Below are 13,390 nucleotides of genomic sequence, written 5' to 3'. Positions count from 1 at the left end.
CGCCCCCGGCTACGCGGTGGTACGGGCCAGCAGGACCGCCACGTCGTCCTGCGGGGCGGTGGGCAGCAGCCGGGCCAGGATGCCGTCGCACAGCTCCTCCAGCGGCCGGGCGGGCCGGCGCAGGGCCGCTGCGAGCTGTTCCATGCCCTCGTCGAGGTCCCGGTCGCGGGCCTCGATCAGCCCGTCGGTGTAGAGGGCGAGGAGGCTGCCGGGGGGCAGCGGGACGGTTTCGGTGCGGAAGGCGCGGCCGCCGGTGCCGAGCGGGGTGCCGGGCGGCCCCTGGAGGAAGCCGACGGTGCCGTCGGCGGTGACCACGGCGGGCGGCGGGTGCCCGGCGCGGGCGATGACGCAGCCGCCGGTGGCCGCGTCGTGGACGGCGTAGACACAGGTGGCCATCTCGTCCTCACCGAGGTCGGCGACGACGGCGTCCAGCGAGCGGAGCATCCGGGCGGGCGGCACGTCGTGCCGGGCGAGGGTGCGGACGGCGGTGCGCAGCTGCCCCATGACGGCGGCGGCGTGGATGCCGTGGCCCATGACGTCGCCGATGACCAGGCCGGTACGGCCGCGGGGCAGCTGGATGACGTCGAACCAGTCGCCGCCGACGTCGTGGTCGCTGGCCGGCAGGTAGCGGCCGGTGAGTTCGAGTCCGGGGACCTCGGGGAGGGCGCTGTTGGTGAGGCTGCGCTGGAGGGTGAGGGCGGCGTGGCGCTGGGCGGTGTACATCCGGGCGTTGTCGATGTTGAGGGCGGCCCGGGCGACGAGTTCGTCGATGAGGACGCAGTCCTGCGCGTCGAAGGGCTCGCGGCTGCGCAGCCGGGTGACGGCGACGGCGCCGAGCACCTTGCCGCGGGCGACGAGCGGCACCATGCGGGCCGAGCCGAGGGTGGCGAGGTAGGCGCGCAGGGCGTCGGCGCGGGGGTCCGTGATCAGTGCGGGGACGTCGGAGGCGTACAGGTTCATGGGCACGCCCTCGGCGATGACCCGTTCGTAGACGGAGCCGGCGGGGATCTGGAGGGTCTGGCCGGGGGCCAGCCGGGCGGTGGGGGCGGTGGGGTCGGGGAAGGTGGCGGCGAGGCGGCGCATGACCCCGTGGGTCGCGGCGGCGGCCGCGGCGGTCTCGTCGGGGTCCAGGACGGCTTCGAGGAGCTGCACGTCGGCCGAGTCCGCGAGCTGCGGCACCAGCAGGTCCACGATCTCCTGGGCGGTCCGGCCCAGGTCGAGGGTGGTGCCGATGCGGGTGCCGGCCTCGGCGAGGAGGGCGAAGCGGGTGCGGGCCCGTTCGGCCTCCAGCTGGGCGCGCTGGCCCTCGGTGATGTCGATGAGGGAGGCGATCAGGCCGAGGGTGCGGCCGGCGCCGTCGAGCAGGGGGGCGTAGGAGCAGGACCAGGTGTGGTCGTGGCCGGGGTCGGCGGGGGTGCGGCCGGTGCGGCGGACGTCGAGGACGGCGGTGCCCCGCTCCAGCACCTGGCGCATGGTGGCCTCCAGGGCGGTGGCGTTGACCCCGGGGACCACCTCGGTGAGGCGTCTGCCCAGGTGTTCGGCGGCGGGGACGCCGTTCATCCGGGCGAGGGCGTCGTTGACGCGCAGGAAGCGCAGGTCGGGGCCGAGGGTGGCGAGGCCGATCGGGGACTGGGTGAAGAGGCTCTGGAGGGCGGCGAGGGAGTCCCGCATCCGCAGGACCTCGGAGGTCTCGACGGCGATGAGCATGGCGCCCCTGCGGCCCTGCGGGTCGGCGGCGGGCACGATCCACATCTCCATCGCGACCTGGTGGCCGTCGCGGTGGCGGACGGGCAGGGTGCCGACGACGGTCTCGCCGGCCTGGACGCGGCGGGTCAGGTCGTCGGCGAGCCCGCGGTTGGCCTCGGGGACGAGCACGGCGGTGCCGGGGCGGCCGAGGATGTCCTCGGGGCGGTGGCCCAGCAGCTCCTGGGCGGCCAGGGACCATTCCACGACGCGCCCGTCCGCGTCCTCCCGCCACAGGGCGATCGGCAGCAGCTCGCGCAGGACGCCCGCGTACCCGACGGCCGCCTCCGGCGGATCGGGCACCCTGCTCGCCGACTGGTACGTGTCCAATGCACCGACCTCACCCCGGGGGGTCCGATTCGTACCGATTCACCCTATCCGAGGGCTCGGCACGGGGCGCTGTGGCGGTGGCACGGCGGGAGCGGCACCGGGGACTCCCCGGCGCCGGCCGCCTCCCCGTCCGCTCAGAAGTCGACCTGGGCGCGGACGTCGGCCCGGCCCACCGACTCCAGCTCCCAGGTCTTGCAGTACAGGCGCCGGATGTACTCGATGTCGAGGTTGCGGGCGGCGGCCTCGCGCACCGGGTACATCACGGTGAGCTCGTAGGACTTCTCGCGGTTGATGTCGCCCTCCTTGTCACGCCACTGGCCGCGCCCCTCCTGGAGGGTCAGCCCGGACGGGAACCGGGGGGTGACGACCTCGGCGACGAACCTGTTGAACTCCTCCTCGGTGATGGGCGGGTTCCCGTCGTGCCGGCCCGTGCCGAAGTAGAGGTGGGTGGAGATGTACGGGGTGCCCTGCTCGGCGGCGGGCTGGGCGGCCGAGGCGGTGGGCGTGCCGAAGGCGGCCTGCGACACCGGACCGCCGAAGGCGAACAGGAGGGCCGCCGCGGCCAGCAGGCCGGCCGCGGGCGTCGAGATTCTCGGGGAGCGCATGGTCGTCGTCCTATCTGTGGAGTGGGTGTGGGGGTCCGTGTCGCGCGTCATGGGGCCCGCCCGGCCGGTCCGTCATGGCGGGCGGGGGGGATCAGGCCGGCAGTGATTCCTGCAGGAAGGCGGCGGCGTCCCGCAGGGAGGCCGGGGCGCCGGAGCGGCGGCGCAGCCCGGCCGCGGCCTGGGCGAGGGTCTCGGTCGTGCGGACCGATCCGATGCCGGCGGCGCGGGGGGCGACCCGCCCGATGAGCTCCTCCGCCTCCCGCCAGGCCCCCGCCGCGGCGAGGGCGGCGAGGAGCTCCGCGGTGAACAGGTGCCGGTAGGAGGGCCCGGGTGCGGTGGCGGCCTCGTACAGCAGGGGGATGGCCCGGTCCCAGCGGCGCAGCCGGGCCTGGACCCAGCCCCGGTGGCCGAGGAGCTCGGTCTCGTCGATCCACCAGGCCCAGTGCGGGTCCCGGTCCGAGATCCCGTCGAGGAACCGGCTCTGGGCGCGGCCGATCAGCTCCAGGGGCTCGCGGCCGCCGCCGAGCACGGCGATCGCGTGGGCCCGGCGGATCAGGACGAGGCTGGCGACCCGGGCGGGCAGCGGGCGCGGCCCGGCCACCCGGGCGGCGGCGTCGAGGGCGGCGCGCGGCCGGCCGGCGTGGGTGGTGAGCATGCTGTGGTTGAGCAGGGTCAGCCGGGCGGTCCAGCGGTCCCCGCACAGTCCGGCCAGGGCGAGCGAGCGGGTGTTCATCCGGTGGGCACGGCGGTAGTGGCCCGCGTCGAAGAGGATCCAGCCGATGACCTCGGCCAGCTCGGCGAGGGCGGCGAGCCCGTCGGGGCCGAGGCCGCGCAGGCTGCGGGGGTGGGCCGACAGCTGCGGGAACCCGCGCAGGGCCTCGCGTACGGCGGGGACGGCGGCGGTCGCGCCCCGCCCGGCGTCCAGGGCCACGAGGGCTTCGACGGTGCGTACGGCCAGGGGGACCAGGCCGTCGGGGCGGCCGGGCCCCCGGTCCGGTGCCGTCATGACAGGAGACCGGCACCGACCGCGCCGGTGCGGCCCTGGCCGAGCCGGTTGAACGACGAGGCCACCTGGCTCAGCCACTCCACCTCGTCGCGGAAGTCCTCGTACGGGGGCCGGGCCGGGATCTCGGAGGCGTCGGCGCGCTCGGCGCGCTCCTCGGCCGGCCGGCTGAGCACCGCGCGCACCTGGAGGGCCTCGCCCAGGGGCGAGGTGGGGTCCTCCGGGAGGTCCAGGGAACGGGCCACGCGCGAGAAGTCCTCCAGGGAGAGCGAGGTGCGCAGCAGGAGCTGTCCGTCGCGGATCTCGATGACGCGGCGGTAGAGGCGGTAGTGCGGGTCGCGGGGCGGGACCAGGTCGCGCAGCCAGGAGCGCGGCGGGTCCAGGGCGATGTCGGGCGAGGCCTGGCAGAGCGCCCACCACAGGGGGCGCAGCCGCTGGTAGGAGCGGTAGCTGCGGATCCAGCCGCGGGCGCGGGTGATGTGGATGCCCCAGGACGGGATGGTCCAGCCGGCGATCTGCAGGAGGGCGCCGACGCAGCCGGCCGTCCACTGGATGGGGTCGAGGGCGCTGCCGTCGAAGTCGAGGCGGGTTCCGGCGATCTGGATGCCGCGGGTGACGCAGTAGACCAGGATCAGGCTGGCGCCGACGGTGACGGTGCGCATGCCGACCTTGAGCCACTGCCGGTTGGCCATGGTCGTGAAGCGCAGCGACAGCCGTACGGTCTCGAACTGCCCTACGGCGCAGACCAGCAGGTAGAAGGACATGTACAGGGCGTATCCGCCGTGCTGGATGCTGAGCAGGATCGTGGAGGTGGCCGTCTCGGAGTGCGCCACCGGGCCGACGTAGAAGGAGGAGACGACCAGGACGGCGAGCGCACCGCCGAAGACCAGGACGCGGTTGCGTGCCATGCGCCGGGCCTCGGCGGGCGGGGAGGACCAGTAGACGAGGACGACCTGCTGGGCGGCGGTGAGCACCACGACCGCGGACTGGGTGATCAGCGAGGTGATGTTCGGCAGGCCGAAGAAGGCCGAGATGTGCAGCCGTAACAGGTCCAGGTCGACCAGGAAGCTGATCCCCGAGCAGAGGAAGTAGGTGCACAGCGCCCACAGGGCGACGTCGTGCCGTCTGCGCAGCAGGTCCGGGAGCCGGTAGGCGAAGGCCGCGAGCCCGACGAGGGCACTGACCCACGCGAGGATCGCGTAGATCACGCGGGCCCCTGCTCGGGCCTGCCCAGGCCGCTCTCGATGCGGGCCACGATCTCGGCGGCCGCGTCGGGCACGCCCCAGGCCGGTTCGGTCCACCGTTTGGTGGCCCGGGCCAGGATCAGGGAGGCCATGGTCTCGGCTTCCTGTTCCTCGTCGTCGCTGTAGCGGGAGCGCATCAGGACGCTGCGGACGGCGTCGGGGTCGACGTCGGAGAACAGGCTCCCCGCCTCACCCGCCCCACCCGTCCCACCCGTCCCGGCCGGCTCCTCGGTGCCCGGATCGATCTGGTCCAGTTGCAGGGAACCGTTGTGGTCGAAGGCGATGTGGGCGAGTTCGTGGGCGATGATGTGTTCCTTGTGGGACGCCGAAGCCGCCTTCTCGAAGGCGATGATGTCGAAGTCATCCGTTTTCAGCCATATCCCGAACAGATGGCGTTCGGGGAAGGCCGTCGGAATCAAATGGATGGGACGCCCGCGCTGTTCGCTGAGATATGCGTGGAGTTCGTCGATGCCGCAGCCGTGCTCCATGCCCCATTCCGCGAGCAGCCCCTCGCAGGTCCGGCGCACCTTCTTCAGCCGGCGCCTGAGCCTGCGGTCCTCCGACGCCGGTAACGCGGAGCCAGGTAACTTCATCCCTCAGTCCTCCGGCGAACCCAGCGGTCGACAACGCGGCCATGATGCCATACGGCCAACTCCCCGCTGCCTGCGGTGAGTTCTATCCGGCCATTCTCCAGGGACTTTCGACCGGTGATACTCCGCCGGCCGTCCCCCCTGAACACGGGGAAACGGCCGGGACAATTCGGGGATGTGCCGGAATGGATCCTCCCGGATAACCGGTTCAGCGTCCGGCGAGCACGCCCGCCACTCCGCGCGCGAGGCAGGGGATCCGTTCGGCCTCGATGCCCGCGATGTTGATCCGCCCGGCGGTGGTCCCGTATATCGCGTACTGGCGGCGCAGCCTGAGCATCTCCTCCGGGGTGAGCGGCAGCATGGAGAACATCCCGCGCTGCCGCGCGAGCGAAGCCGCCTGTCCGCCCCAGCCGAGCTCGGCCAGGTGTGCGGCGAGGCTCGTGCGGTTGGCCTCGATGCGGCCGCGCATCAGCTCCAGCTCGGCGCGCCAGGCGGTGCGCAGGCCCTCGTCCTCCAGGATCGCCGTCACGACGGCGGCGCCGTGCTCGGGCGGCATCGAGTACAGCGTCCGGGCGGCGTTCTGCAGGGCCGTCTCGGCGTGCCGCACGGCCCGCTCCGAGGCGCCCAGGACGATGGCGCAGCCGGTGCGGTCGCTGTAGAGGCCGAAATTCTTCGAGCAGCTGACGGCGATCAGCATCTCGGGAACCCGCTCCGCGAGCAGGCGGGTGGCCCGCAGGTCGGCCTCCAGGCCGTCGCCGAGCCCGTGGTAGGCGAGGTCGACGAACGGCACCCAGCCGTCCCGGGCGGCGAGGCCGGCCAGCGCCTCCCAGTCCTCGGGCTCGGGGTCGACGCCGGTGGGGTTGTGGCAGCAGCCCTGGAGCAGCACGACGTCGTCGCGGTCGGCCTGCCCGAGGTCGCGGAGCACGCCCGCGGAGTCGAAGCCGCCCTCGGCGTCGCGCCAGCCGTAGGTGCGGACCTTCAGCCCGGCGGCCTCCAGGATGGGGCGGTGGTTGACGTACGCCGGGTCGCTGATCCACACCGTGGCGCCGGGGCGGGTGCGGCAGATGAGGTCGGCCAGCAGCCGCAGCGCGCCGGAGCCCGCGACGGTCTGGACGGCCGCGGCCCGGCGGGCCGGGCCGTGCGGGCCCGCGTCCCCCAGGACCAGGGTGAGCAGGGCGCGGTTGAAGTCGGTGTTGCCGGAGAGCCCGCGGTACTCCTTGGACTCGGAGCGCTCGGCCAGCCGGATCTCGGCCTCGCGGACGGCGGCCATGACGGGGGTGCGGCCGGTGTGGTCGCGGTAGACGCCGAGCACCAGGTTCAGCCGCTCGGCCCGCTCGTCGGAGCCGAACTCGTACGTCAGGTCCCACAGCGGGTCGGTGGGCGGCGGGGGGAGGAGCTCAAGCATCTGCGGGGACCTCGGGGCGGGGGTGGACGGACGGGCGGGTACGGGTGCCGGGGCGGCGGTTGGCGAGGACCACGCCGGCGGTGATCAGGGGCACGCCGACGAGCACGGCGGCCGTCGGGGACTCGCCGAGGACGGGGATGGCCAGCAGGACCACGGCGACGGGGCTGAGGCTGCCGACGACGGAGCTGCGCTCGGCGCCCAGGCGGCGGATGGCGAAGGCGTACAGCAGGCCGGCGCACAGTCCGACACCGAGCCCCTGCACCACGAGGAACAGGGCGATGTCGCCGCCGGCCGCGTGCGCGAGGCCCGTCGGGAGGACCCCGGTGAGGACCAGCAGCCCGATCACGGCGAAGGAGGGCAGGCACAGCAGCCCGATCGATCCGACGGGGTCGAGGTCCACGTCGCGCAGCCCCACCGTGTACAGGGCCCACAGGCCGCTGGCCACGAGCAGGGTGCCGGCCCCCTCCAGCACGTCGGCGTCGACTGGGACGACGTAGCGCCACACCAGGGCGGCCACCCCGGTCGCGATCAGCGCGAGCCCGGCCACCTGGGCGCCCCGGGGGAGCCCGCGGCCGCGGGCCGCCATCAGGGCGGCGACGAAGAGGGGGACCATGCCGGGGACGATCGAGCCGACGAAGGCCGCCGAGGTCAGGGATCCGCCGTGCATCGCCGCGAGGAAGAAGGGCACCCCGGCCCCGCAGACGATCTTGAGGGCGGCGCCGGGGCGGACCGCGGCGATCCGGCGCCTGCGCCGCCACAGGGCGGGGGCCAGGACCAGCACCGGTATGCCGAAGCGCAGCAGGGCGGCGTCCGCGGGCAGCAGGGTGGAGGCGCTGAGCCCGCGGGCGCTGAGGGCGAACGCGGCCCAGATCGCCACGGTCACGCCGAGGGCCGCCATGCCCTCGGCGTGGGGGGAGAGCCCGAACCGGCCGGTGTTTCCGGCCGGCGGGCCCGCCGTGTCGACAGGCGCGGACGCGCCGGTGGTGTGGGTCGCGACCAAGGGATGCACTCCAGCCTGTGAGAGCGGACCGGTCCGGTCCGTTCACCGGCAACGTTAGGCCTTGGGCCGGGGCAGCCGATTGCCAGTTCTGCCGCTCGGACATACGTTTGGGGCAGGATCTGCCAAGAAACGCCGAGAAAGCACCGAGGAACCCCGGGAGTGGCCATGGACGCCGTCGACCTCCAGATCATCCGGGAGCTGCAGGCCGACGGGCGGCTCTCCAACCAGGACCTCGCCGACCGCGTCCGGCTGTCCCCCTCGCCCTGCCTGCGCCGGGTCCGCCGGCTGGAGGAGGCGGGCCTGATCCGCGGCTACACGGCGGTGGTGGACCAGGTCGCCTTCGGACTGCCGATCACCGTCTTCGTCCGCATCCGCCTGGAGCGGCACACGAAGGAGGCGGTGGCCCTGTTCGAGCAGCACGTAGCGGTGATCGAGCACATCCAGGACTGCTACCTGATGGCGGGCAGCAGCGACTACCTGCTGCGCGTGGTCATCGAGGACCTGGAGGCGTACGAGGCCCTGGTCCGCCACCGGATCCACGCCATCCCCGGCATCGCCTCGATCGAGTCGAGCTTCGCGTTCGGCAGCGTCAAACAGTCCCGCACCTACCCGAGGCCCACCCCGGGGACCGCCGCGCGGAGCCTCTAGGAGGTCGTCGGGCGGAAGTGCGCCAGGGCGAAGTCGGCGAAGTCCCGGACGGCGGCGGGGGCGTAGGCGTCCCGGTCCCGTACGAGCCACAGCACCCGGTGGCTGTCGGGGGTCTCCAGCCGCGCCCAGGAGACCGTCTCGCGCAGGCCGGCGTCGCGCGCCATCGCCGGGAGCAGTGCGACCCCGAGGCCCGCGCCGACCATGTCCAGCAGGGCGCCGGGCTCGTTCCCCTCGCAGACCACGGCGGGCCGCAGCCCGGCCCGGGCGAACAGCCGGTCGGCGAGGTCACGCTGCCAGTGCCCCGGGCCGGGGGTGATGAACGGCTCCCCCTCCAGCTCGGGCACGGCGACGCCCTCCCGCCCGGCCAGCGGATGTCCGGCGGGCACGGCGAGCAGCACCTCCTCCCGGAGCAGCTCCACCGGCTCCAGTCCGGGCCCGGCGAGCGGTGCGGAGGCGAGGCAGAGGTCCACCTCGCGGGTGCGCAGCAGGTGCGCCATCGCGTCGGCGGGGCACTGGCGCAACCGGACGTCCACGCCGGGGTGGGCGCCGCGGTAGCCCGGGAGCAGGCCCGTCACGGTCATCAGGGTCTCGGCGGCGACCGTCACGGCGCCGCTCCCGGTCCGGGCGGCCTCGGCCAGTTCGCGGCGGCCGTCCTCCAGTTCGCCCAGCGCCCGGTCGACGCGGCGCAGGAACGCGGCCCCGTGCCGGCCCAGGCGGATGCGGCGGCCCCGGCGCTCGAAGAGCTCCACCCCGAGCTCCGCCTCCAGGCGGGCGATGGTGCGGCTCACCGAGGGCTGGGCCACGCGCAGTTCGGCGGCCGCCCGGCTGATGTGCTCGTGCCGGGCGACGACCTGGAAGCAGCGCAGCGCGAGCAGATCCATGCCCGTCCCCCCTCATAACCGTACGGGCATCTTTTCATGGCCGAACCGGTCTTGGACCGCATGAGCGGCCCGCCCCTAGCCTGCGGAACATGACCGAGAACAGTGAGACCACCGGCAACCCGCCCATGCCGTACCGGAGTTACGTGGACTGCGTCCTGGAGGTGCTCGCGCGCTCCCCCGGCCGCCCGGCCCTGGTCCCGGCGCAGGGCCGTACGGTCCTGGCCGGGGAGCTGCGGGACGGGGTCCTGCGGACGGCGGCGGAGCTGGCGGCCCGGGGCATCGGCCGGGGCTCCACCGTCACGTTCCTGACGGGCAACCGGCCCGAGGCGCTCCTCGCCCGGTACGCGGTGAACCTGCTGGGCGCCCGCGTGGTGTTCCTGAGCGGGGGCACGGCCCCGCGGGCCCAGGCCCGGATCATGGAGGGCCTCGATACGGCGATGCTGCTCGTGGACCCCGACGCGCACGCGGCCGCCGCCGCGCTGCTCGCCCGGGTGCGGGTGCCCGCCGTACTGTCCCTGGGGCCGTCCCCGGCCGGCGGGGATCCGGCGGAGGACCTGCCGGGCGGCCGGCCCGAGGACCTGCTCGCGGCCGCCGCGCTCCGGGCCCCGCACCCGCCGTCGGGCGCGGTCCGCCCCGGGGACGACTGGTGCGTGCGCTTCACCGGCGGCACCACCGGGACCCCCAAGGGCGTCCGGATGGCGCACGGCCCGTACGCCCGGACGCTGGCCCTCTACGCGGGCCGGATCCCGGCCGGGAGCCCGCCCCGCACGCTCGCCTGCACCCCGCTCGCGCACATGGCGGGCATCCTCGCGGACATCACCCTCCTCGCCGGGGGCACCGTCGTGCTCCGGCCGGCGTTCGAGGCGGGCGCCGTCCTCGCCGCCCTCGCCCGCGAGCGCATCACCGACGTCTGGCTGCTGCCGCCCCTGCTGTACGAACTGCTGGACCACCCGGACCTGCCGGCGGCCGACCTGTCCGCCCTGCGCCGCGTGTTCTACGGCGGGACCCCCGCGTCGGCGGGCCGGCTGCGGGAGGCGGCCCGGGCGCTCGGGCCGGTGCTGCACGGCTGGTACGGGCAGACGGAGGCGGGCAACATCGCCGAGGTGATGCCGCACGAGCACGGGGTGACGGGCCCCGGCGGCCGGCCCACGGCGGGGCGGGCGGCGCCCGGGGTCGACATCGAGATCCGCGACGCCGACGGCAGGCCCCTGGCCCCCGGGGAGAGCGGCGAGATCACCGTCCGTACGCCGATGACGATGACCGGGTACTGGAGGCAGCCCGGGCCGACCGCCGAGGTGCTGCGCGACGGCTGGGTCCGCACCGGGGACGTCGGCTGCCTCGACGCCCGCGGGTACCTCTACGTCCTGGACCGGCTCGGGGACGAGGTCATCGTCGTCGGCGGGCACGTCCACCCGGCGGAACTGGAGGAACTGCTCCTCGCCCACCCGGCCGTCGCCCGCTGCGCGGTGTTCGGGGTGCGCCGGGCGGACGGGACCGAGGAGGTCCACGCCGCGGTCGTCCCCGCACCGGGGCAGGACCCCGGGGCCGGGGCGATCCGGGCGTACGTCACGGAGCACAAGGGTGCGATGTACGCGCCCCGCGCCGTGCACACCGTGGACCGCATCCCGCTCACCGAGGTCGGCAAGCCCGACAAGAAGCTGCTGGCCGCGACGCTGGGCGCGGCGGACGGCCGGCCCGCCGTTCAGGCGTAGCGCTCGAAGAGGGCTTCGAGGTACCGCTCCAGCCGGTCCGTCAGCAGCTCCGTGGTGAGGTCGGTCCGGCCCAGCGCACGCCAGGGGACGGCGACCTTCTCGGCGTCCGGTGCGAAGGCCAGGGCGTCCAGCAGGCGCCAGTAGAGGTGGTCGGCGGGGTCCTCGGCCAGGGTTCCGCCCTCCTCCGCGTAGCGGTCGGCGAAGGCCGTGCCCGCCGCGACCCCGTGCAGCAGGGCCAGGGCGGTCGAGCAGTGGGCCACGTCCAGGTCGGCCGGTCCCCAGGAGGTCTCCACCCAGTCGACGACACCGCTGATCCGCAGCTCCTCGCCGGCGCCCTCGAACAGGACGTTGCCGGGGTGGAAGTCCCGGTGCAGGAAGCAGGCCCGGTACTCCGGGGGTTCGCGGCGGATGACGTCCACGGCCCGCCGCCACAGCTGCGGCCGGCCGGTGTGCGCCGGCGGGGTGACCCGGTCGGCGGAGGTCCACGCCTGGTAGGCGCGGGGCCGGTCCCGTCCGCTGACCGGCAGCCGGTGGATGTCCAGCAGCCGGCGGGCCAGCAGCCCGGCACGCCGCCCGGCCTCCTCGTCGTCGAGGCGCACCGTCCCGGGCAGCAGGGACATCAGCAGGGAGGGGTGGTCGCAGTGCCGAGCCGTCGGGTCCACGGCCACCAGGGAGGCCGCGGGCACGTCCGTGCCGTCGAGCAGGCGCAGCACGTCCGCCTCCCGCGTCAGCAGGCCTTCCGCGTGCCGTAGGTAGAAGGGCCGGACGAAGGACCGCAGCACCAGCGACCGGGGGCCCGCCGCGCCGCCGTCCAGCTCCAGACGGCGCATCTGCGAGGTCCAGCCGCCGCGCAGCGGTGCGGCGCCCTCGATGCGCTCCCCGTCGGGCAGCGCCCGCTCCACCCAGGCGCGCGTCGCGGCCCACTCCTGCTCCGTGCCCGTCCCCGTATCCACCATGGCCGCAGCCTAGTTGCAGGGGGCACGGGCCGGGGGAATTCGAAGCGATCACGGTGCCCGGCCGCCTAGGCTCGCCCCATGCCCGGCTCAGAGCTGCACCAGATCACGGCCTTCCTCACGGCCTTCGCGCGCCGTCAGGCCGCGCGCACCGTCGACCTTCCCTGCGGATTCGCCGCTCTCGACGACGAGTTCGCGCTCTCCTACGCGAACAACCACCTCGTTGTCGACGGGGCGGCCGAGCCCGAGGCCCTGCCCGCCCTGGCGGACGAGGCGCTGGGGCACCTGCCGTACCGGCTGATCACGGTCCTCGACGACGAGACCGGGAAGGCCTGCGCCGAGCCGCTGCTGCGGGCCGGCTACACGCACTCCACCTACCTCGTCATGCTGCACGGGGGCCCGGTGCCGGAGGCCGGAGGGGCGGAGGAGGTGGACCTGGAGGCGATCCGCGTCCCGCTCGCCCGGCGCTGGCGCGGCTATCTGCCCGACGCCGACGAGGAGGTCATCCGCCAGCTCGTGGACCGTCGCGCGAGGCGCCGGCGCGGGGCGGACTCCGTGCACCTGCTCGGTGCGCGCACGGCGGAGGGCGAGGTCGCCTCGTGGGCCGACCTCTACCTGGACCCGGCCTCCGGCATCGCCCAGATCGAGGACCTGATCACCTCCGAGCTCCACCTCGGGCGCGGCTACGGCGACGCGGTCCTGGCCGCCGGCCTGCGCCGGGCCGCCGACGCGGGCTGCGGTACGCGCTTCCTGACCGCCGACGCGGCGGACTGGCCGCGCCACTGGTACGAGCGCCGGGGCTTCTCGGTCATCGGCCGCCACCACGGTTTCGAGCGCACGTGAGTGCCTAGCCGAGGGCGGTTTCGAAGGCCGCGTAGGCGGTCGCGTCGAAGAGGACGAAGCGGACCTTCTCCACCGCGGTGGGGGTGGTGCGGACCGTTTCGACCGCGATGCGGGCGCCGTCGTCCATCGGCCAGCCGTAGATCCCCTCGCGACAGGGGCACAGCCGCAGCAGCTAGTAGGGCTTGGTCAGGTTCAGTCGTGAGTGGCGTGTCCGGATGATCGGTTGTTCCGTTGATCGGGTGTGATGCCTGAGGAGTTGGCTGCGGTCCGCTGTGATTTGGAGGATTTCGCGGCGGAGGTGTTCGAGCCGTTCGCGCGGGCGGATCAGCGTCGGTGGGGGTCGGTCTACCTGCGCGGGCTGCTGACGGACGGCGGACGCAAGTCCGTCGAGCCGATGGCCGCCCGGCTTGGGGAGGACGGGAACCGGCAGGCC

Annotated in this window: 13 protein-coding genes and 1 pseudogene; 4 read left to right on the top strand and 10 right to left on the bottom strand. The window is 74.6% G+C overall.

Translation table 11 applies throughout. From position 1 onward, the window contains the following. Nucleotides 1-9: 9 nt before the first annotated feature. The 7 genes from AB0F18_RS16105 to AB0F18_RS16075 form a co-directional block, all read right to left on the bottom strand. On the bottom strand, nt 10-2,073 hold the full coding sequence (locus tag AB0F18_RS16105) for a SpoIIE family protein phosphatase (RefSeq protein ID WP_362060288.1): 2,064 nt from the start codon (nt 2,071-2,073) through the stop codon (nt 10-12). Nucleotides 2,074-2,207: 134 nt separating this feature from the next. Continuing rightward, the gene (locus tag AB0F18_RS16100) at nt 2,208-2,678 is read right to left on the bottom strand and encodes a DUF3574 domain-containing protein (protein WP_362060285.1); all 471 of its coding nucleotides are present in this window, start codon (nt 2,676-2,678) and stop codon (nt 2,208-2,210) included. A gap of 91 nt (nt 2,679-2,769) precedes the next feature. Next, a complete protein-coding gene (locus tag AB0F18_RS16095) occupies nt 2,770-3,684 on the bottom strand; it encodes a DNA-binding protein (RefSeq protein WP_362060282.1) in 915 nt (304 codons plus the stop codon). After that, a complete protein-coding gene (locus AB0F18_RS16090) occupies nt 3,681-4,889 on the bottom strand; it encodes an MAB_1171c family putative transporter (RefSeq protein ID WP_362060279.1) in 1,209 nt (402 codons plus the stop codon). The genes AB0F18_RS16095 and AB0F18_RS16090 overlap by 4 nt, the downstream gene beginning before the upstream one ends. Then, nucleotides 4,886-5,518: a hypothetical protein gene (locus AB0F18_RS16085; protein ID WP_362060276.1), complete on the bottom strand. Its 633-nt coding sequence runs from the start codon at nt 5,516-5,518 to the stop codon at nt 4,886-4,888. The genes AB0F18_RS16090 and AB0F18_RS16085 overlap by 4 nt, the downstream gene beginning before the upstream one ends. Before the next feature lie 205 nt (nt 5,519-5,723). After that, nucleotides 5,724-6,920 carry an aromatic amino acid transaminase gene (locus AB0F18_RS16080; RefSeq protein WP_362060273.1) on the bottom strand — a complete coding sequence of 399 codons (1,197 nt, stop codon included), beginning with the start codon at nt 6,918-6,920 and terminating at the stop codon, nt 5,724-5,726. Then, nucleotides 6,913-7,920, bottom strand: a complete 1,008-nt coding sequence (locus AB0F18_RS16075; protein WP_362060270.1) for a DMT family transporter — start codon at nt 7,918-7,920, stop codon at nt 6,913-6,915. The genes AB0F18_RS16080 and AB0F18_RS16075 overlap by 8 nt, the downstream gene beginning before the upstream one ends. A 165-nt stretch (nt 7,921-8,085) precedes the next feature. On the opposite strand from AB0F18_RS16075, the gene AB0F18_RS16070 reads away from it, so the two are divergent. After that, nucleotides 8,086-8,568, top strand: a complete 483-nt coding sequence (locus AB0F18_RS16070; protein WP_362060267.1) for an Lrp/AsnC family transcriptional regulator — start codon at nt 8,086-8,088, stop codon at nt 8,566-8,568. Here AB0F18_RS16070 and AB0F18_RS16065 read toward each other — a convergent pair. Then, nucleotides 8,565-9,449: a LysR substrate-binding domain-containing protein gene (locus tag AB0F18_RS16065; protein WP_362060264.1), complete on the bottom strand. Its 885-nt coding sequence runs from the start codon at nt 9,447-9,449 to the stop codon at nt 8,565-8,567. The genes AB0F18_RS16070 and AB0F18_RS16065 overlap by 4 nt on opposite strands. 89 nt (nt 9,450-9,538) lie before the next feature. Here AB0F18_RS16065 and AB0F18_RS16060 point away from each other — a divergent pair, with 89 nt between their 5' ends. Beyond that, the gene (locus AB0F18_RS16060) at nt 9,539-11,161 is read left to right on the top strand and encodes an AMP-binding protein (RefSeq protein WP_362060261.1); all 1,623 of its coding nucleotides are present in this window, start codon (nt 9,539-9,541) and stop codon (nt 11,159-11,161) included. Here the strand turns inward: AB0F18_RS16060 and AB0F18_RS16055 are convergent. After that, on the bottom strand, nt 11,152-12,117 hold the full coding sequence (locus AB0F18_RS16055) for an aminoglycoside phosphotransferase family protein (RefSeq protein ID WP_362060258.1): 966 nt from the start codon (nt 12,115-12,117) through the stop codon (nt 11,152-11,154). The genes AB0F18_RS16060 and AB0F18_RS16055 overlap by 10 nt on opposite strands. 78 nt (nt 12,118-12,195) lie before the next feature. Here AB0F18_RS16055 and AB0F18_RS16050 point away from each other — a divergent pair, with 78 nt between their 5' ends. Beyond that, the gene (locus tag AB0F18_RS16050; protein ID WP_362060255.1) at nt 12,196-12,957 is read left to right on the top strand and encodes a GNAT family N-acetyltransferase; all 762 of its coding nucleotides are present in this window, start codon (nt 12,196-12,198) and stop codon (nt 12,955-12,957) included. A gap of 4 nt (nt 12,958-12,961) precedes the next feature. Here AB0F18_RS16050 and AB0F18_RS16045 read toward each other — a convergent pair. Further along, a pseudogene (locus AB0F18_RS16045) lies at nt 12,962-13,102 on the bottom strand (O-acetyl-ADP-ribose deacetylase); the annotation flags it as partial. Nucleotides 13,103-13,201: 99 nt separating this feature from the next. On the opposite strand from AB0F18_RS16045, the gene AB0F18_RS16040 reads away from it, so the two are divergent. Then, nucleotides 13,202-13,390: transposase (locus tag AB0F18_RS16040; protein WP_362060253.1), on the top strand; the 189-nt coding region annotated here is incomplete at its 3' end.

The organism is Streptomyces sp. NPDC029216 (genome assembly GCF_040648015.1).
In the GTDB taxonomy this organism is placed as follows: domain Bacteria; phylum Actinomycetota; class Actinomycetes; order Streptomycetales; family Streptomycetaceae; genus Streptomyces.
The sequence above is the reverse complement of the archived record's forward strand: the minus strand, read 5'-3'. Positions and strand labels throughout refer to the sequence as shown.

Excerpts from the sequence above, each read along its gene's own strand:
- AB0F18_RS16065 (WP_362060264.1), bottom strand. The coding sequence starts at position 9,449 with ATGGATCTGCTCGCGCTGCGCTGCTTCCAGGTCGTCGCCCGGCACGAG.
- AB0F18_RS16100 (WP_362060285.1), bottom strand. The coding sequence starts at position 2,678 with ATGCGCTCCCCGAGAATCTCGACGCCCGCGGCCGGCCTGCTGGCCGCG.
- AB0F18_RS16050 (WP_362060255.1), top strand. The coding sequence starts at position 12,196 with ATGCCCGGCTCAGAGCTGCACCAGATCACGGCCTTCCTCACGGCCTTC.
- AB0F18_RS16055 (WP_362060258.1), bottom strand. The coding sequence starts at position 12,117 with ATGGTGGATACGGGGACGGGCACGGAGCAGGAGTGGGCCGCGACGCGC.
- AB0F18_RS16070 (WP_362060267.1), top strand. The coding sequence starts at position 8,086 with ATGGACGCCGTCGACCTCCAGATCATCCGGGAGCTGCAGGCCGACGGG.
- AB0F18_RS16095 (WP_362060282.1), bottom strand. The coding sequence starts at position 3,684 with ATGACGGCACCGGACCGGGGGCCCGGCCGCCCCGACGGCCTGGTCCCC.
- AB0F18_RS16080 (WP_362060273.1), bottom strand. The coding sequence starts at position 6,920 with ATGCTTGAGCTCCTCCCCCCGCCGCCCACCGACCCGCTGTGGGACCTG.
- AB0F18_RS16060 (WP_362060261.1), top strand. The coding sequence starts at position 9,539 with ATGACCGAGAACAGTGAGACCACCGGCAACCCGCCCATGCCGTACCGG.
- AB0F18_RS16085 (WP_362060276.1), bottom strand. The coding sequence starts at position 5,518 with ATGAAGTTACCTGGCTCCGCGTTACCGGCGTCGGAGGACCGCAGGCTC.